Source organism: uncultured Phascolarctobacterium sp., from assembly GCF_905212365.1.
Lineage (GTDB): Bacteria > Bacillota > Negativicutes > Acidaminococcales > Acidaminococcaceae > Phascolarctobacterium_A.
Genome location: NZ_CAJMEH010000042.1, coordinates 1 through 18,481 on the forward strand (window position 1 = coordinate 1; position 18,481 = coordinate 18,481).

The 18,481-nt window shown below is 48.9% G+C and carries 20 protein-coding genes and 5 tRNA genes; 3 read left to right on the plus strand and 22 right to left on the minus strand.

What is annotated here, in order from left to right; translation table 11 throughout:
* The coding region (locus QZ105_RS07285; protein WP_293729191.1) for a sugar transferase at nt 1-226 on the minus strand (226 nt) is incomplete at its 3' end.
* Between the two features lie 505 nt (nt 227-731).
* On the opposite strand from QZ105_RS07285, the gene QZ105_RS10590 reads away from it, so the two are divergent.
* On the plus strand, nt 732-866 hold the full coding sequence (locus tag QZ105_RS10590) for a transposase family protein (RefSeq protein WP_366936015.1): 135 nt from the start codon (nt 732-734) through the stop codon (nt 864-866).
* Between the two features lie 174 nt (nt 867-1,040).
* Here the strand turns inward: QZ105_RS10590 and QZ105_RS07290 are convergent.
* From QZ105_RS07290 to QZ105_RS07380, 19 genes are all read right to left on the minus strand, one after another.
* Nucleotides 1,041-1,117 (minus strand) — tRNA-Met (locus QZ105_RS07290).
* A gap of 177 nt (nt 1,118-1,294) precedes the next feature.
* Nucleotides 1,295-1,370 (minus strand) — tRNA-Thr (locus tag QZ105_RS07295).
* Between the two features lie 6 nt (nt 1,371-1,376).
* Nucleotides 1,377-1,452, minus strand: a tRNA-Met gene (locus tag QZ105_RS07300).
* A 9-nt stretch (nt 1,453-1,461) separates the two neighbouring features.
* A tRNA-Tyr gene (locus QZ105_RS07305) sits at nt 1,462-1,546 on the minus strand.
* Between the two features lie 175 nt (nt 1,547-1,721).
* A tRNA-Thr gene (locus QZ105_RS07310) sits at nt 1,722-1,797 on the minus strand.
* Between the two features lie 89 nt (nt 1,798-1,886).
* Nucleotides 1,887-2,690 carry an undecaprenyl-diphosphate phosphatase gene (locus QZ105_RS07315; protein WP_293729192.1) on the minus strand — a complete coding sequence of 268 codons (804 nt, stop codon included), beginning with the start codon at nt 2,688-2,690 and terminating at the stop codon, nt 1,887-1,889.
* A gap of 201 nt (nt 2,691-2,891) precedes the next feature.
* Nucleotides 2,892-3,989, minus strand: coding sequence for a 6-phosphofructokinase (locus QZ105_RS07320; RefSeq protein ID WP_293729193.1), 1,098 nt, complete (start codon nt 3,987-3,989; stop codon nt 2,892-2,894).
* Nucleotides 3,990-4,027: 38 nt separating this feature from the next.
* A complete protein-coding gene (gene brxF, locus QZ105_RS07325; protein WP_293729194.1) occupies nt 4,028-4,489 on the minus strand; it encodes a BREX-3 system P-loop-containing protein BrxF in 462 nt (153 codons plus the stop codon).
* A gap of 153 nt (nt 4,490-4,642) precedes the next feature.
* Nucleotides 4,643-5,380, minus strand: a complete 738-nt coding sequence (sigH, locus tag QZ105_RS07330) for an RNA polymerase sporulation sigma factor SigH (RefSeq protein WP_293729195.1) — start codon at nt 5,378-5,380, stop codon at nt 4,643-4,645.
* A 72-nt stretch (nt 5,381-5,452) separates the two neighbouring features.
* Nucleotides 5,453-5,977 (minus strand): NYN domain-containing protein, encoded by a 525-nt coding sequence (locus tag QZ105_RS07335; protein ID WP_293729196.1) that lies wholly within the window; start codon nt 5,975-5,977, stop codon nt 5,453-5,455.
* A 10-nt stretch (nt 5,978-5,987) separates the two neighbouring features.
* A complete protein-coding gene (rlmB, locus tag QZ105_RS07340) occupies nt 5,988-6,737 on the minus strand; it encodes a 23S rRNA (guanosine(2251)-2'-O)-methyltransferase RlmB (RefSeq protein WP_293729197.1) in 750 nt (249 codons plus the stop codon).
* Nucleotides 6,738-6,750: 13 nt separating this feature from the next.
* Nucleotides 6,751-7,452: an FAD-dependent thymidylate synthase gene (gene thyX, locus QZ105_RS07345; RefSeq protein WP_366936016.1), complete on the minus strand. Its 702-nt coding sequence runs from the start codon at nt 7,450-7,452 to the stop codon at nt 6,751-6,753.
* Nucleotides 7,453-7,460: 8 nt separating this feature from the next.
* Complete coding sequence (locus QZ105_RS07350) at nt 7,461-7,934, minus strand: ribonuclease III domain-containing protein (RefSeq protein ID WP_293729199.1); 474 nt, start codon at nt 7,932-7,934, stop codon at nt 7,461-7,463.
* Nucleotides 7,931-9,376, minus strand: coding sequence for a cysteine--tRNA ligase (gene cysS / locus QZ105_RS07355; protein ID WP_293729200.1), 1,446 nt, complete (start codon nt 9,374-9,376; stop codon nt 7,931-7,933). The genes QZ105_RS07350 and cysS overlap by 4 nt, the downstream gene beginning before the upstream one ends.
* Before the next feature lie 28 nt (nt 9,377-9,404).
* Nucleotides 9,405-10,880 carry a glutamate--tRNA ligase gene (gene gltX, locus QZ105_RS07360; protein WP_293729201.1) on the minus strand — a complete coding sequence of 492 codons (1,476 nt, stop codon included), beginning with the start codon at nt 10,878-10,880 and terminating at the stop codon, nt 9,405-9,407.
* Nucleotides 10,881-10,992: 112 nt separating this feature from the next.
* Complete coding sequence (gene ispF, locus QZ105_RS07365) at nt 10,993-11,496, minus strand: 2-C-methyl-D-erythritol 2,4-cyclodiphosphate synthase (RefSeq protein WP_293729202.1); 504 nt, start codon at nt 11,494-11,496, stop codon at nt 10,993-10,995.
* Entirely contained in the window at nt 11,480-12,202 is a 723-nt protein-coding gene (ispD, locus tag QZ105_RS07370; protein ID WP_293729203.1) for a 2-C-methyl-D-erythritol 4-phosphate cytidylyltransferase, read from the minus strand. Before ispD ends, ispF begins: the two co-directional genes overlap by 17 nt.
* A gap of 69 nt (nt 12,203-12,271) precedes the next feature.
* A complete protein-coding gene (locus QZ105_RS07375; RefSeq protein ID WP_293729204.1) occupies nt 12,272-13,408 on the minus strand; it encodes a PIN domain-containing protein in 1,137 nt (378 codons plus the stop codon).
* 262 nt (nt 13,409-13,670) lie between these two features.
* On the minus strand, nt 13,671-14,156 hold the full coding sequence (locus QZ105_RS07380; RefSeq protein WP_293729205.1) for a CarD family transcriptional regulator: 486 nt from the start codon (nt 14,154-14,156) through the stop codon (nt 13,671-13,673).
* 315 nt (nt 14,157-14,471) lie between these two features.
* On the opposite strand from QZ105_RS07380, the gene QZ105_RS07385 reads away from it, so the two are divergent.
* On the plus strand, nt 14,472-15,275 hold the full coding sequence (locus tag QZ105_RS07385) for an HAD-IIA family hydrolase (protein ID WP_293729206.1): 804 nt from the start codon (nt 14,472-14,474) through the stop codon (nt 15,273-15,275).
* A gap of 126 nt (nt 15,276-15,401) precedes the next feature.
* Nucleotides 15,402-16,490, plus strand: coding sequence for a metallophosphoesterase (locus tag QZ105_RS07390; RefSeq protein WP_293729207.1), 1,089 nt, complete (start codon nt 15,402-15,404; stop codon nt 16,488-16,490).
* Nucleotides 16,491-16,586: 96 nt separating this feature from the next.
* Here QZ105_RS07390 and QZ105_RS07395 read toward each other — a convergent pair whose 3' ends face one another.
* Nucleotides 16,587-17,861, minus strand: a complete 1,275-nt coding sequence (locus QZ105_RS07395; RefSeq protein ID WP_293729208.1) for an SLC13 family permease — start codon at nt 17,859-17,861, stop codon at nt 16,587-16,589.
* A gap of 504 nt (nt 17,862-18,365) precedes the next feature.
* Nucleotides 18,366-18,481, minus strand: a 116-nt coding sequence (locus QZ105_RS07400) for a sodium ion-translocating decarboxylase subunit beta (RefSeq protein WP_293729051.1), incomplete at its 5' end; no start/stop codon positions are given.

Consider the following 18,481-nt stretch of genomic DNA (forward strand, 5'->3'; position numbering starts at 1 on the left):
CTTCTAAAATTGCATCGCCGTTGATGTACATACTGCGGAATTTATAGCATTTAAACAAAACGCCGTTCTTTCCCAAGCGCTTGCCGTCGTAAATAGCCTGACCGGGAGAATCCTTCTTTATCCTGTACGCCACATAAACCAACAGCGGACTGATGCAAATCGTCCCCACTGCTGTCAAAGCGTAGTCAAACACAGCTTTCAACCCATTTCCCCAATTCCTAGCCACGCCTACTCTCCATCTCCAAATATTCGTATTTGAATTTTATGCACCATGAATTATAAACCTAAGCAAATCTAAAATCATGCTCGCTTATATTTTAGCACATCTGCCCCCCCTCGCAAGACCTTTTGGCTGGTATTTTGCTTTTGTTTCTGCGTCTTGCTACTGAAATGTTATTCTTCTTGCCCAGCTGTATTGGAAACTGTTTATAATAGGCATATTGAGCGCCAATGTAGTACAGTACGGAATTCCGTCATATTCAAGGCACAAAGCGCAATGCTCCCTGTAACCCTTAAAAGGCGATAAGCATTGACAAAAACAAGAAAAAATAATACCGCACCTTTACTACTACCGAGTTTAAAAGCCTTGTGGAGTTGGCGTTGAAAAAGCTTAGAAATAATTATTGTAATTTTCTGAAATAATTTAGTATAATCATACTTCTAATGTTGCTAAAATCGCCTGATTAAGAATTTTATGTTCTATTTTTAATATAAAACTAGCCACTACTTTAATACTATGCCCCACCTGCAAATCTCTTACAAAAGTTCATGGCTATTATTCCAGAAAACTTACACATTCTATTCTTGCAAACCGTTCATGTGTAATCTATTACCAGCAACGTAGATATCGCTGCACACATTGTTAAATATTCTTCTGTGAGCGTAATCCGTTTATTGATATCAGCGAACAATTAACTTTTGAAACCAAATTTAACGTCCTTACAGAGTTAAAATATTGTGAAGCTACCTACGCCTCTAATACCTTTGCCGCCAACTGGCATACAAAAAAGACTTCCTTTTCGGAAGTCTCGCTTTCTTTTTGGTGGCGGCGCACGGATTCGAACCGCGGACACTGCGGGTATGAACCGCATGCTCTAGCCAACTGAGCTACGCCGCCAAGCTAGAAGCGTTATAGGCACTGCCTTCCTGCGTCACAGCTGCGTTTGCTCGCTCAGCGTACCTCCAGTACGCTCTCGCTTCGCAAGGCTTGCTGTTCCTTGTTATCCAGCACCTCTAGCGCTTCCGCAGATGTGCTCTTACAGGATATATCTAATGCCAACGCTAATTATTTAATTGGAGCTGATGACCAGGATTGAACTGGTGACCTTATCCTTACCAAGGATACGCTCTGCCGACTGAGCTACATCAGCATATTTTGGTTGCGGGGGGCGGACTTGAACCACCGACCTTCGGGTTATGAGCCCGACGAGCTACCAACTGCTCCACCCCGCGATGAAAGGTTGGTGGAGAGGGTTGGATTCGAACCAACGAAGCGAAACGCGGCAGATTTACAGTCTGCTCCCTTTAACCACTCGGGAACCTCTCCGTTTGCGACAAAAAGAATTATACAGGATTCCAGCCAATTTGTCAACAGGTTTGCGTAAAAAGTTTTACACTTTTTCCTGCAGCTCAACAAGCAATCCTAACTTTAAATTTATTCCGTCTGACTGCGCAGCGACTCCAAAAAATCCCCCGGCTTTTACCGAGGGATTAATTTTCATTGGAGCTGGCAATAGGAATCGAACCCACAACCTGCTGATTACAAATCAGCTGCTCTGCCTATTGAGCTATGCCAGCATCATCAATATAAATTTATACACGAATCATTATAATGGATACCTGCCGCTTTGTCAAGCCGGATTTATCTGCCAAGATTTTCGTTCATCTTACATATAAAAATACCAATAGGTAACAAAGGCCAAGGCAATACGATACCAGGCAAAGCTTGTCAAATCGTATTTATGCAGGAATTTAAGGAACCACAGCACCGACCAATACGCTACAAAAAAGGATACTACAAAGCCTATGCCCAAGACAACCAAGTCATCCTGATTTAAGTAAGCCAGATTCTTCAGCAAATCATAGGTACAGGCCACAAACATCAAGGGAACCGCTATAAGGAAGGTATAGCTGGCCGCAGCCTGACGCGAAAGCCCCACGATTAAACCGCCGGCAATAGTACTGCCACTGCGGGAAAAGCCGGGCCACAAGGACAGAAATTGGAACACGCCCACCCACAGCGCTTGTCTGATGCTTATTTTATCCACATCGTCAACCAATTCCGCTTCACGTCCTTTAGTTAAACGCTCTGCCAGCATCAGCAGCAAGCCGCCCAATACCAAGCCGATGGCCACGGTAAAAGGAGAAAACAGATATTGCTTAATATAAGAATATCCCACATAGGCCACTGCCATGACCGGCACGATACCGGCAGCAATGTGCCACACAGACAGGCCCTTATGCATATCCCAGCCATCCTTAGTAAAGAAACGGTAAAAACGCTCTTTATAAATAAAGATAACGGATAAAATTGCGCCCAACTGAACGAATACGTCAAAGACATCCGCAACATGACCGTCAAGGCCCAATAAATGACCTACGATAATCATATGCCCGGTAGAAGAAACCGGCAAAAATTCGGTTAAGCCTTCTACGATACCAACTACAACAGCAACAAGGTATTGTTCCATACTAACATCCTTTCAAATTTGTTAATCTTATATATTATACTCTGAAACAGCAGAATATGCAATTATCAGCCATACATATTACATATTTTTTACTTCAAGCGCAGCCATTCTTTGCCACAGCAAAAATAAGAGACAGCCCGCCCGGACTGTCTCTTATTATATACTTTTTAAATGAATCAAAAATTAATTTTTCGTTCTTAATTAATCGCCAAAGCAAATTCCCACTTGCCGGCCTGTGCGGATAATTTCGCTGTCCACCGGCACCTGCTGCGGTTTGGAAGCCGCTTTTTGAATATAAACGGTTACGATTTTGTCGTGGTACAAAGAAACCATAACATTATACTCGCCGCGCAGGCACGCCTCGGCTGCCGCAACGCCATAGCGGGTAGATAATACTCTGTCAAAGGCTGTAGGCGAACCGCCGCGCTGCAAATAACCCAATACCGTACAACGTGCTTCTATTTCCGTACGCTCTTCAATTTCGCGCGCCACCTTATCGCCAATACCGCCTAGTCTGATAGGCTCAAAGCTGCCCTTAACTACTCTGGCTACGGACATTTCGCCGCCCTCAGGCTTAGCGCCCTCCGCTACGACAACGATGCTGAAATTTTTGCCTGCCTGCTTCCGCTGCTGTATTTTTTCCAGCACCTTATCCAGCTTATAGGGAATTTCCGGCAGCAGAATAACGTCTGCGCCGCCGGCAATGCCGCTGTGCAAAGCAATCCAGCCGGCATAACGGCCCATAACCTCCAAAACCATAACCCGGTGATGGGATTCCGCCGTAGTATGCAGTCTGTCCAAAGCTTCCGTCGCCATGGCCATAGCCGTGTCAAAGCCAAAGGTACGCTCGGTACACGGCAGGTCGTTGTCTATAGTCTTAGGCACGCCTACTACCTTAATGCCGCACTCCCGTGCCAATTGCGCGCCGATATTCAGGCTGCCGTCGCCGCCGATAACAACCAGGGCTTCAATATCATACTTACGCAGGTTTTCCAGCACCTTATCCCGCATATCCTCATAGACAATTTCGCCGTTCTCTTTTTCCACAGCGAAACGAAACGGATTATCGCGGTTGGTAGTGCCTAAAATAGTGCCGCCGCGGGGCAGAATCCCCGAAACGCTGGCATAATCCATTAACTGCAAATTATCATTGACCAGTCCGTTAAACCCGTTCAGAACTCCGTATACCTCGCAGTCATTCTGCAAAAAGGTTTTTACTACGGCTCTGATAACGGCGTTCAAGCCGGGGCAGTCGCCACCGCCCGTCAGAACTGCAAAACGACGCTTTTTTTGAGCCATGCCTTGCCTCCGCTATATTACAGAATAAATTCTTCAGCTTATTCTACGTTCCAAATCTTGAAGCCGTCGGGGCTGATGCGGATAGCTTCCGTGCCGTCAAATTTATCATAGCACAGATTGCCGTTTTCAATATAGCCGGGCCATGCGGTGATAATGGTAAATTTCTTGCTCAGCTTGCGCATGAGGCTGTCGGTGTTAATGTGGAATACAGGCACAAACAGGGTTTGCAGTCTGTCCAGAATAATAACGTCTGCATTGTAGCTTTCCAGAATTTCAGCAAACATATCGGGAGCGTACAAGCCTCTGTCAGCGGCAGGGATAGCCAAAAATTCCTCGCTGATCAGCATACGGCAGTCTACATAGGTCCATTTCTTCGTTTCAGCCGCTTCGCGCAGCACTTTGCTCTTGCCGCTGCCCGGTTTGCCGGTAACGATAACTACGTTGCCCTTGTCGGCTTGAGCCTGCTCGACTACCTTTAACAATTCTTCTACTTGATTCATTTGAAAAACCTCCTATGACACCGAAGTGTTAATATTATCAAATCAAATTGTTACCTATTCTATTCGCTGAAAGCCGCTAAAATCCTTTAAAAAAAATACACCATTCTGAAAATTGCAAAATGATGTATGGTACTGTTACAGTTTTATCAGTAATCAGCTGTTTTTAGAGTCCTTGCCCTTAAAGCGGTCATAAGGGTCGATGGCCAAAAGGCCGCTGTAAACGGTCCGCAGATCAGTAATATCCCCCTTGCTGACAATATACTTTTCCAGCTTGCGTTTAACGCGCTGCAAAGCATTATCTATGGATTTGATGTGCCGGTCGAGCTCTGCGGCAATTTCCTGATAGGACTTGCCGTCCAGATAGCTCATCAGCACCTTCCATTCCAGATCGCTGAGAATATTATTCATTTTATTTTCAATATCGCTGAATTCCTCCCTGCTGATGACCATATCTTCGGGATTGGCTACGCGCACGCCGCTGATAATATCCAGCAGAGTACGGTCGCTGTCCTCCTCGTAAATAGGCTTATTAAGAGAAACGTAGGAGTTCAGCGGAATGTGCTTTTGCCTAGTCGCCGTTTTAATAGCGGTAATAATCTGCCTGGTTACGCACAGCTCCGCAAAGGCGCGAAAGGACGCCTGCTTATCTCCCCGGAAGTCACGAATAGCCTTATAAAGGCCGATCATACCCTCCTGAATAATATCCTCCCGCTCTGCGCCGATTAAAAAATAGCTGCGCGCCTTGGCTCTGACAAAGTTTCTGTATTTATGCAGCAAATACTCCTGCGCCAGTACATTATCGTTAAGCTGGGCATCTAAAACGATTTCCTCATCCTGCTTATCAACAAAAGCTTCGTAAGGATCGTTTTTCTTTTCCGTATCTGTGGTCATAAACTACATTTCCTCCGTATGGGTCTTCTAAAGAATAATACTTTTTTATTATATCCTGTATAGCCCGCGCCGTCAACTTTTGCGGCGGCGTAATTTTTCCAGATGCTCCAGCACCTGGCCGTTAATGCGTCCGCCCAGCTCGTTGCGGTTCAGCGCGCGGTCGGGTATGCGTAAGCGGGCGGCTATTTCTTTTTTTGCCTTCAAATAATCCTCGCGAAATTCGCGGGCGGAAATGCGGTACGCTCCGGCGCCTAAAATATTTATTTGCTCGGCATAATCGCTGGTCACAACAAAAACCTTGGCCCTGCCAACGCCGCGACCAAGCTCGTAGGCCCGCCGTTCAATCCACGAATCGGCGGTTTCTCCTTCATTGGTATAAACCACCTGAATGCCGTGCACCGTTTCCACAGCGGCAGCACCGGCCACCTCCTGCGCGTCGAAAACCACAATGGCACGGTATCCCTTAAAGGCCGCGTATTCGGATACTCCGGCGATTAACAGCTCGCGGGCATGCTCCAGGCTCGTTTGCCGCAGCTGGGCAAATTCCTTCCAAGCGTTGATTACATTATAGCCGTCCACAATCAGGTATTCGCCCATGCTTTATACCTCACTGAAATAAACGGCGCTGGCGCACAACCTCGTACATCAGCACTGCGCCCGCATTGGAAGCGTTCAGGGAATTGACGCCGCCATTCATAGGAATGCTGACGATATCGTCGCACTTTTGCTTAACCAGACGGCCAATGCCCTTGCCCTCGGCGCCAATAACCAAAACGATAGGCCCCGTCATATTGGCGGCATAAAAATCCACGCCGTCCATATCAGCGCCGACAACCCAACAGCCCCGCTGCTTCAATTCGTCGATAGCCTGAGCAATATTGCCGATTTGCACCACCGGCACATACTCCACCGCTCCGGCAGAAATTTTAGCCACAGTCGCGTTTAACGGACAGCTGCGGCGGCGCGGCAGCAAAACCCCATGCACTCCGGCAGCGTCGGCAGTACGCAGCAGCGCGCCCACATTCTGCGGGTCCTGCAGCTCGTCCAGCAGCAGCAAAAATGGCGGCTCGTCCTTGGCCGCAGCTTTGGCAAAAACATCGTCCAAGCTTTGAAAGGCGATAGGGGCGGCCAAAGCGGCAACTCCCTGATGCCGCAGTCCCAGCGCCAGCTTATCCAGCCTTTCAGCCTTAACTATTTCCACAGGCACGCCCTTATTTTTCGCAGCGGCAACCAGCTCGCCCAGACTGCCGCCCCTCGCGCCCTCCTGTATTAAAATCTTATTGATAGAACGCTGCCCCCGCAGCGCTTCGGATACAGCGTTACGGCCGGCAATCACGTCGCTTGCTTGCTGAGTCATAGCCTGTCCTCCTTTATTTAGCAGCCTGCTCTTTAGCCCGCTGCGCTAAAATAGCCTGCAATCTGCCGCAGGACATAGCGCCCTCGTGGCACACGCCCTCGGATACGCAGGTCGGCCCTGCGTTTTCAAAAATCACCGGCGCTACCTTCTGGCATTCGGCCAGCATTTTATTAGCCAACGCTCTTATTTCCCATTGAGCGCGGGTACAGCAGCGCAGGCTGAAAAAGTTCAGCAGCGAACGTGCGTTAAAGGTGCAGACAATCTTTGTTTCCGTTGCGTTCGGCAGAATATAACGCGCGTCCTCCGCAGGAATACCTGCTTCGGTAAATTCATTGTACAAGGACTGAATTTCCTCCATCAGCGCGGCAAATTTAGCCTTGGCTGCGTCATTAGCGGCAATAGAAGGCGGAAGAATAGTTTCAAAGTCATGCTCCTTCACATAGCGCTGGGATTGCTGGGAATAGGAGGCAATGCGGTGGCGTACCAGCTGATGGGTCAGCACGCGGGACACGCCTTCAATAGCAAAGGTAAAGGTAACGTGTTCCAGCGTGGATAAATGCCCCATGCTGACTAACCGGCGCACCAAATTAGCCGCCTGCTCGTCGCTGATGCGTTCCTCCAGCTGCGCCGCGCCAATAGGCGAATAGCACAAACGGGCGCTCATGGCTACCGTGCGCTCCGGCTCCGGCGTATGACGTACCAATTTTACATGCATATTCATATTCAATCCTCCTTCTTTTTAGCTGCCTGTATTCTTTCTGTAATAATAACAAAGGACTCGTCCAACAGCTCGTGCAGACGCTGCTCCTGCTCCTCCAAAAATAAATAGCCAAGCAAGGCTTCAAAGGCCGTAGCCATTCTGTATTCATAAACGGAAGCGCTTTTCGGCACCTGGGATTTAGCGTTGCGCCCCCGGCGAAAAACTGCTTCCTCCTCCGGCGTCAGTCTTGCTTTCAGTTCCGTCATCGCCTGACATTGATAAACAGCCGACACCATTTTGGCGCCCAGGTCATTTACGATACGCACATGACTGGAAACAGGCAAAAGACGCAGCCGAATATACATAGAAAAAACCACGTCGCCGATATACGCCAACAAAATAGGGTTCAGCTGTTTGGCGGCAGGAAAGTCTGCGCCGGCCGCTTTACAAGCAGCCAGCGCATGTTCCTTCAATATCTGATATTGTGCAAATTTCATTGTTTAGACCATTTTACGCCTTGCGGAGTATCCTGCAAAACGATGCCGATAGCGCCCAGTTTATTGCGCAGTTCGTCGGCCAAGGCGTAATTCTTAGCCTTGCGGGCCTCCTGACGCATATTAATCAGCAACTCTACCAGCTCGGCTTCCTTGCTGTCATCCGCAGCAGCCTCCGCCGGAGCGGCAGCCTTTTCCAATACGCCGATGATGGAGCACATTTCGCTGAATACCTCGTCCAGAACAGCAACCAGCTTGCCGTCCGGCTTAACAGCGGCGTCAGTGATTGCTTTATGGTAAATATTGATTTCCTTAGCCAGCGCAAACATATGGCTGATAGCCAGCGCCGTATTAAAGTCGTCGCGCATAGCCTCCATAAAGGCCTCGCGCAGCTCGCGGGCTTTAGCGCGCAGCTCCAGGCTTGCTTCCGTCGGGCCTGCGCTCATCATAGCGGCCAGCTCGCCCAAGGTTTCCTGGGCCTGACGCAAGCGAGCCAGGCTCTTCTGTGCTTCCGTCAAACGAGCGTCGCTGAAGTCCAACGGACTGCGGTAATGGGTGGATACGATGAAGAAACGCAGTGTTTCCGGGTCATAATGCTCAAGAATATCGATAACCATGAAGAAATTGCCCAGAGATTTGGACATTTTTTCTTCATTTACAGTAATAAAGCCGTTATGCAGCCAATAATGCACAAAAGGATGGCAGCCGGTGCAGCCCTCAGATTGCGCTATTTCATTTTCATGGTGCGGGAAGATAAGGTCGCTGCCGCCGCCATGGAAGTCGAAGGTTTCTCCCAAATACTTCATGCTCATGGTCGAGCATTCGATGTGCCAGCCGGGACGGCCTTTGCCCCAAGGGCTGTCCCAGGAGGGTTCGCCCGGCTTAGCCGATTTCCACAAAGCAAAATCCATAGGATTGCGCTTGCGGTCGTCCACGTCTACGCGGGCGCCAGCCAGCATATCCTCCAGATTGCGTCCGGACAGCTGCCCGTAATATTTGAATTTTTCCACGCTGTAGAAAACGTCGCCGTCCACAACATAGGCATAACCGTTATCGATTAATGCTTGTACAGTTTTAATAATATCCTCGATATGCTCGGATACGCGGGGATAAACATGAGCCCGGCGCACGTTGAGCTTATCCATTACCTCAAAATAGGAATCAATGTAACGGTTGCAGATATCGTACCACTGCACGCCCTCTTTATTGGCAGTATTGATAATTTTGTCGTCTACATCAGTAAAGTTCTGCACATGAGTAACGTCGTAGCCCTCATGCTCCAAAAAGCGGCGGATAACGTCCCAGGTAACAAAGGGACGGGCATTGCCCACATGGGGATGATTGTAAGGCGTTACGCCGCACACATAGATATTAGCCTTACCGGGATTGATAGGTACAAATTCTTCTTTCTGCTTCGTCAATGTATTATAAACTTTAATAGACATTGTACATCTCCTTCTGTCGCTTTTCAGCTTACAGCGTTACGCCGGCTTTTGCCATGCTGGCCTTAATTCTCTTAGCCGTGCGCTCTGCGCCCAGCAGCGGCACCATAGCCGCCAGCTCCGGACCGTGCTGGTTGCCCGTCAAGGCCACGCGAATCGGCATGAATACGTCCTTGCCCTTCAGCTTGGTAGCCTTTTGAATCTGTTTAAACAGAGCCTTAACGCTGGCGTTATCCAAAGCTTCAACCTTCGGCAGCTCCTCCAGCAGCATATTAATAACTGCCGGTACGTTTTCGCCCTTCAGAACGGCTTCCGCTTCTTCGTTTTCAAAATTAAATTCGTCGTTAAAATACATTTCCACGCAAGCGGGAATTTGCGCGGCGTAGGAAACATGCTCCTGCGCCGTTGCCACTACTCTGCGCAGCCAGGCCAGCTTCTCGCCTGTTTCTTCGCCCGTCATATAGCCTGCGGCTATCATATGGGGCTTAGCACAGTCGAAGAAAGCGTCTGCGTCCAGCTCACGCATATAGTGCTGATTTATCCAGTTCAGCTTATCGATATCGAACACTGCGGGGTTTTTAGCCACGCGGTCCATGGAAAATTCCTTAATCAGCTCGTCCATGCTGAAAATTTCCTGCTCGCTGTTCGGCGCCCAGCCAAGCAAAGCCAGGAAATTATTGATAGCGGCGGGCAGATAACCCAGCTGGCGGTATTGGTCCACGCTGGTAGCGCCGTGACGCTTGCTCATCTTAGTATGGTCCTTGCCCAAAATCAAGGAAATATGACCGAAGGTGGGCTGCTTGAAGCCCAGTGCTTCATAAATCAGGCATTGGCGCGGCGTATTGGATAAATGCTCCTCTGCGCGGATAACATGGGTAATATGCATCAGGGCGTCGTCGATAACTACGGCATAGTTATAAGTGGGAATGCCGTCAGACTTCACAATAACGAAATCGCCGATGTTGTTGGAATCAAAAACTACGTCGCCGCGTACCATATCGCGCACCAAAATCTGCTTATCGGCAGGCACGCGGAAGCGCACGGTAGGCTTACGGCCTTCGGCTTCGTACTTAGCTATCTGCTCCGGCGTTAAATGACGGCACTTGCCCATGTAGCGCGGCATTTTACCTTCTTTAATCAAGGACTGGCGTTCCTCCTCCAGCTCCTCGTCGGTACAGTAGCAATAATAAGCCTTGCCCTCTGCCAGTAGCTGCTCCGTATATTTTTTATACAGCTCCAGGCGCTCCATTTGATGATAGGGGCCGTTCGGGCCGCCGACGTCGACGCCTTCGTCCCAGTCCATACCCAGCCATTTTAATGCGGCCTTGATATTTTCCTCGGATTCCGGGGTAGAACGCTCACGGTCGGTATCCTCGATACGCAAAATCAGTTTGCCGCCGGTCTTGCGGGCCAGCAGCCAATTAAACAGAGCGCTGCGGGCGCCGCCGATATGGAACGGTCCCGTCGGGCTCGGTGCAAAGCGAACTCTTACTTCATCACTACACATCTTTAAATCTCCCTCCAAATTTATAGCTTACCGCTAACAGTTTATTTCATAAGGTTCAGTAGAATTATACCATAATCTGGCCTCTTTAGCCAATTTATATCGAAAAAGTATCTTAAATTCCGCTGATAATGGAGGCCACCGCTTCGGCAGCCATGCCCTCGCCGCGGCCTGTAAAGCCCAGCTTTTCGGTAGTCGTGGCTTTGATATTTACCGCAGATTCGTCCACTTCCAAAACTGCCGCCACATTGGTCCGCATCTGCGAAATGTAGCCTGCCAGCTTGGGGCGCTGGGCAATAATCGTCACGTCCACATTATTAACGCGCCAGCCCCGCTGAGCCAGCAGCTCCTTAACATGAGCCGTCAGCTTCATGCTGTCAGCCCCCTTAAAGCGCTCGTCCGTATCGGGAAAATGCTTGCCGATATCGCCCAAGGCGGCAGCGCCCAGCAGCGCGTCCATCAAGGCGTGCAAAGCCACGTCCGCATCGCTGTGCCCCAAAAGCCCCAGCTCGTAGGGAATTTCCACGCCGCATAAAATCAGCTTGCGTCCTTCCGTCAGTTTATGTACGTCATAGCCGCAGCCTATGCGCAGCTGCGGCCAGCTATGCTTCTTTTCCATGTTCCAGCTCCTGTCGCGCCAGCAGGTATTCGGCCAAGGCCAAATCCTCCGGCGTAGTTATTTTAATATTTTCGTAGCGTCCCTCCGCTACCACTACCTTATTTCCCAGCAGCTCCACTACCGAAGCGTCGTCCGTCACAGCGGCAGGATGCGCCGCCAAATAGGCGTAAGCCTTTTTCAGCAGAGCGGCTGCAAAAATCTGCGGCGTCTGCACTGCCTGCAGAGTACTGCGCTCCGGCGTAGCTATTACCTGCCCTGCTGCGTCGATTACCTTAATAGTGTTTTTTACAGGCACTGCAGCAATAGCCGCGCCATAAATCATAGCGGCCGCTAAAGTACGGGCGAAAACCTCGCGCCCGGCAAAGGGCCGCGCCCCGTCGTGAACGGCGATATAGCCCGCGTCCTCCGGAATAACGGCCAACGCATTAGCCACGCTGTCCTGACGTTCCTTGCCGCCTGCTACTACCTGAAACGGCAGCTTGGGGAAATATTCCTGCCGGTACTTTGCCAGCAAAGAGCGCCCTTCCTCGACCTCGTCTGCTGCCAGCACCACCACTGCCCGCTCTACCAGTTCAGTGCGCTCCAGCATGCGCAGGCAATGTACTAAAAGAGGCGCTCCCTGCAGCATAGCAAAGGCCTTATTGATACCCAGGCCCAAACGCTTGCCCGCTCCTGCCGCCGGTACAATGGCAATTACTTTTTCCATCGCTTTCCTCCCATATTAAACTACAGACTGAGACAGGGTCTGCCTCAGTCTGTAAAATTAACTATGCTATTAATATTTAGCCTTGGCAAAAATCATGCGCCCGGCAGCCGTCTGCAGCACCGAAGTTACTACTATGGCTATGCTGCTGCCGATACCGCGGCGGCCGTTTTCCACTACGATCATCGTGCCGTCGTCCAAATAAGCCACAGCCTGATTGGACTCCTTGCCTTCCTTAACCAAATAAACAGTCATCTCTTCACCGGCAATAACCACCGGCTTAATAGCGTTAGCCAGCTCGTTGATATTCAGCACCTTAATGCCCTGAATACCGGCGACCTTATTTAAATTATAATCATTGGTAATAATATCCGCGTTAGCCTGCTTAGCCAGCCGCACCAGCTTAGCGTCTACCTCGCTTAAATCATCGTAATCGTTATCCACTACCAGCAGCTGTTTCTTATAGCTGATTTGCAAATCCTGCACCAAATCCAAGCCGCGCCGTCCCTTAGCGCGTTTAAGGCTGTCAGCAGAATCAGACAGCTTCTGCAGCTCCTCCAGCACAAAATTAGGCACCACTATCTGACCGTCCAAAAAGCCTGCGGCCATAATATCCATGATGCGTCCGTCGATAATTACGCTGGTATCTAACAGCTTATTGCTGCTGTACAGGCGGTCGCCCAAAGGCCCGTCCAGTACGCTGTCGTTTTTTGCCGCGTCTACCTTAGGCGTTTTGCGGCTGGGAATACGGTTAAAGAATTCCACAATATCGTTATGCTTGCGCAAAGCCAGCTTAGCGCCCACCACAGCCAATATCAGACTGAGGAAAATAGGTATATAGGGTCCTATAATAGGCAAACGGGAAAAGGGGCCGCCTATCAGATTGGCCAGAATCAGGCCGATGCCAATACCAAAAATCATTACCAGAATATCGCTAGTAGGAATGCGCGACAAGCTGACAGTTAAACGCTCGGCATAGTTAAAAATGCCGTTAGTGACAAAGGGCGCCAGCACCAGCGCCAGCCAGCCGAAAACAAAGAACCCCGGCAACACTAAAATGATATTAGCAAAAGTTATGCAAAAAACACCGTTATCATGCAGATCGTAGCCCAAATATTCCGACATGAAGGGTAAAGAATAATCTGTAAGTATGAGTCCGGTAATAATAATAATCAAAGAAATAGTCAGGCTAACAAATTTTTTTAACATCACGCCACCTCCTTTCCTGCAAGAATAGATACAACACTGCTATTTAATATTGTACCAATTATATAATACAGCGAATAAAGTTAAAAAACAAGTAACTAATCCCACTAAATATGTCAGCTTTGTAAAATAGTTATAGCTATTCGGTAACAAAAAATTCGCAGGCAGTCCGCGCCGACACAATCCTGCATTCGTCCGCTGCAGAACCGGCCAGCGCAAAACTGCCTGACACAAAAATCGTTATGCTATTATCTAAAGCCAAACCTTACCGGCAGCAGGTTTCCAGCCAGCTTCCCGCGTTTTGAGCGTCAATATTGCGTATCAGCATAACCTCGCTCTGCAAAATCTGTCTGGTACTATGCAGCAGCCGCCTCTCGCCCACAGATATCTTCTTGCTGCGCTCCAATAAAGTCAGCAGCTTGAAAATTTTTGCTACTTCCACAACGCTGCCGCTTTTAATTTTTTCCATATATAGCTGGAAACGGCGATTCCAGGAAATACTTTTAACTGCCTGTACGTCCGGAACCTCGCGCAGAACACACTGAATCAGCGCCAGAGTGTTTTCGTCGCCAATTTTGCGCAGCCCCAGCTTTTGCGCGCTGCTTACCGGTATCGCTATCGTCATACTTTCAAAAAGCATCTGCAAAATATAGTAATCCATCCTTTCGCCATTTTGTTCCCGTTGCTCCACGCACTGAACAATAGCTCCGCCATGTAAAGGATATACCACACGGTCGCCCGCAACAAACATTTTTCACCCTCCCATTTTAAAAATTTCCGTTGCTCATAAACCTTATGCATACATTTTATCACTGTCGTTACAAATTGTCAAAAATTTATAATTTTATCACGCTCTTTTTTCTATGTCAATATATAAAAAGCTACTTTAATTAAATTCACATTTTTGGTACACTTCTTCAGCAGCTTTACAGCAAATGCCGCAGATTTAACAAAAAGTTTACTACTTGTCCAAGCGGCGCTGCCGCCAAGCCCTTGCAAAAAATAAGCTTTTCTTTCATAATAGAATTGCAAAATAAAGATATTCAACAAGCAAAGGATGATAAAAATGACTGAACAGGAACAAAATCTGCGCCTTTTAGAAGAATTACGCGGCAAGCAGGGCTATATCTGCGACATGGACGGCGTTATCTACCATGGCAACCGTCTGCTGCCAGGCGTTAAGGATTTTATTGACTGGCTCTATAAAAATAATAAACGCTTTTTATTTCTTACCAATTCCAGCGAACGCAGCCCCAAGGAATTGCAGCAAAAGCTGGAACGCATGGGGCTGGAGGTGGATGAAAGCCATTTCTACACCAGCTCGCTGGCTACGGCAAAATTTATTCATTCCCAGGCTCCCGGCTGCAGCGCTTATGTTATCGGCGCGCCAGGATTAGTCAATGCGCTCTATGACGTAGGTATCACCATGAACGACGTCAATCCTGATTATGTGGTAGTAGGCGAAATTAATTCCTACAATTACAACATGATCATCAAGGCCTGCCAGCTCATCAATAAAGGAGCGCGTTTGGTAGCCACCAACTCCGATATGACGGGCCCCTCCGATTTCGGCATCATTCCCGCCTGCCGCGCACTGGTAGCGCCTATAGAGCTGGCAACGGGCCGCCAGGCCTATTATGTAGGCAAGCCTAACCCCTTAATGATGCGCACTGGACTGCGCCTGCTGGACGTACATTCTGAGGACGCAGCCATGATCGGCGACCGTATGGACACGGATATCGTAGCCGGTACGGAAAGCGGCCTCATGACCTGCCTAGTACTCAGCGGCGTCAGCACTTTGGAAAATATCAAAGAATTTTCCTACCGTCCGTCCATTATTTTAGAAGGCGTTAACCAAATACCGGAATAAGCAGTTTTACCGGCGCGGCCTCAGGCCGCGTCTTTTTTGTTCACTTAAATGTCAAAAGAGAACTCTTGACTTGCAGCAGGCTTCAAACGGTATAATATAATAAAATTATATAAGGAGTCTTGCTGTATGCGTATTATCTTTTTTATAGGCACTGTAGACCTTTTGCTCAGCGCCATCGGTTATTTCTATTACCGCAATAACCTGCCCTGGGGTCACAATCCCGCCTTTGGCCTGGCCTACCTGCTGCTGACAGCCAACGCCATTGTCAGCCGCGCCCTGTCGCCGTCCCTGCCGCATATGCTGGTAAAAATATCGGCCTGGCTAGATGGCTTATGGCTGGCCTTTGGCTATTACACGCTGCTGCTGGCCTTAATCCATCTAGTCTTATGGCTGATCAGCAGGCTGGGCGGCTGGCAGCTGCCATCGATGAAAATGTCCGTAGTTGGTCTGGCAGCTATCTGCCTGTTCATAGCCTGGGGCAGCCATCGGGCCTTTCATCCGACTGTACGGACAGAACGCATAATTACAGATAAGCTGGCCAGCGGACAAAGTTATAAAATGGTGCTGCTGACGGACATTCATCTTGGCCGCATTTTGGGACGCAGCTACGCCGAACGCCTTGCGGCAAGGATCAACGAACTGCAGCCCGACGCGGTACTTATTGCGGGCGATTTAGTCGATGAAAAAATCGCCTATGTGCAGGAGGAAAATTCGCTTGCCGCCCTTAGCAGCATCCATGCTCCCAAAGGAGTTTATGTATCCTTTGGCAATCACGAATACATCGACAACCCGGACCTTTGGCAGCGTATGCTGGAGCAGCAAAACTTTACCGTTCTGCGCGACGCCGACGCCATTGTCGACGGCAAAATAAAAATTACGGGTCTTACCGATTTCAGCCGCAATCGTTCCAACCGCACGCTCGAAGACCTAGCAGCCAAAAACGTATCGTATTACAATATTCTTTTAGACCACCAGCCGCGTAAAATGGCTGCGGCCGCCGAAACAGCTTATGACTTGTATTTATCCGGTCACACCCATACAGGCCAGCTCTTCCCCAATCGTTTAATTACGAAAAAAATGTATCAGCTGGATTACGGCCGCTGCGAATATAACGGTTTGACCGCTATCACCAGCGCAGGCTACGGCTTCTGGGGGCCGCCGGTACGCACGGAAGCGGCGCCGGAAATAGTGGTTATCGAAGTAACGGGAAAATAACATAACGTATAAAAAATTAAGCCTGCCGCAGAAGCGACAGGCTTTAATTTTGATGATAATCCCCAAAATCTCGGAGAATGCGTCAGAGATTTTTAATTATTTGCCGGGGAAGAACGGCCATACCATCGGAATAACAACCAAGGATACAACGAAAGCTACGATTACCAGACCGGTACCGGCTTTTACATAGTCCATGAATTTGTATCCGCCAGGGCCCAGTACCAGGGTGTTCGGAGGAGTACCTACCGGAGTTGCAAATGCGCAGGATGCTGCAACGGCGATAGCCATCAGAACTGCTTTCGGGTCAGCGCCCAGTTGCTTGGAAATTGCAATGCCGATCGGGCACAGCAGAGCTGCGGATGCAGTATTGGACATGAACTGGGTCAGGCCGCAGGACAGGATGAACAGTACGCCGGTTACCAGAAGCGGAGAAGGATCGCCGCCCATCAGGCCAACAGTCCATTCAGCGATCAATTTGCCAGCGCCGGTCTTATCCATAGCGGAAGATACAGGCATCATACCAGCGAACAGGAAAATTGTTACCCAGTCGATGGAAGCGTATGCTTGTTTTTCAGTCAAGCAACCGGTCAGTACGCATACCAATGCGCCGATGATTGCTGCCATTTCCAGAGTAACGCCTTTGATGTTCAGAGCCATTACCAAAACTACTGCCAACAGGATAACGCCGGAGATGATCATCTTGTTCTTAGAAGTTTCGTTAGCTTCGATTTCTTGCTCAACTTCTTGGTCAGCGTCCAATTCTTTCTTCGGCAGCAAGTACTTGCCAACGAACATCATGTACAGCATACCAGCGATAGATACGGGGATACCGATCCAAGCGAATTCGAAGAAGCCGAAAGCGGGCAGGCCGGCAGCGGTCAGAGCGCCGGTAGCGATAATGTTAGGAGGCGTACCTACCATGGTGATGATACCGCCCCAACCGCAGGCAAATGCCAAAGGCATTAACTGACGGGATGCGGGGATTTTGGCAGATGCGCAGATACCCAAAGCTACGGGCAGCAGGCAAGCTGCAGTACCGGTGTTGGACAATACTGCGGACAGTGCAGTACCAACAATCATCAAGCCGAACATCAAGCTGTTTTCACCGGCACCCATCATTTTAACAACGGTATTACCAATGGCTTGAGCCAAGCCGGTGTAGAACATTGCTGCACCAACTACGAACATGCCTGCGAACAATACTACCGTAGAGTTGGACAGGCCGCTGAATACCTGCTTAGCAGGAATCAGCCCTAAAAGACCGCAAGCAATAGCGCCGGCGGTAGCAGTAACTGCAAGAGGGATAAGTTCAGTTACGAAGAATAATGCAATTACTGCCAACAGAATTAAACATTTTACTGCTGGGGACATTTTCTGTTCCTCCTTATAAAATTTTTATATACGGCGCCTGACGGCGCTATATACCTAGAAGATCATTAATGAAAGCGTTGGCTGGCTTTGCAGCAAGCTTTCCTGTATATTTTTACATTTCTTACGCGATGATAATCGCTCTATATTTGCTTTTAAAAAGTTATTTTCTAAATTTAATCCGTTAATCTGTATTATGGGACGGATACTGAGTATGCTTGTCAAATACAATGATACCTGTTATAAAATACTATATCGTTACTTACGCGCTTTGGAAGCCGCCATAAAAGTTTAAAACGAGCGGCATACAAAATTTTTCTTTAATCCAGCAGTTATATTTTGCTGAAAGCGTTATGTTTATTACATTTTCAGACGCCGCAATTACGAGGTGCGTCCAAGTAATCTGCGAAGAAATAATCTGGCCGATACTTTATATCTTTTCCTAAAGTATAAATTGATGGAGGGTGCGTTTGCCACACCCTCCCAGGGGAGTTGCTTAGCAAAGGATTATTTTGCTACAGGGCCAATCATAGCCAGCATGGTACCAGCTGCGACTGCGGTACCGATTACGCCTGCAACGTTCGGGCCCATAGCGTGCATCAGCAGGAAGTTTGCAGGATTGC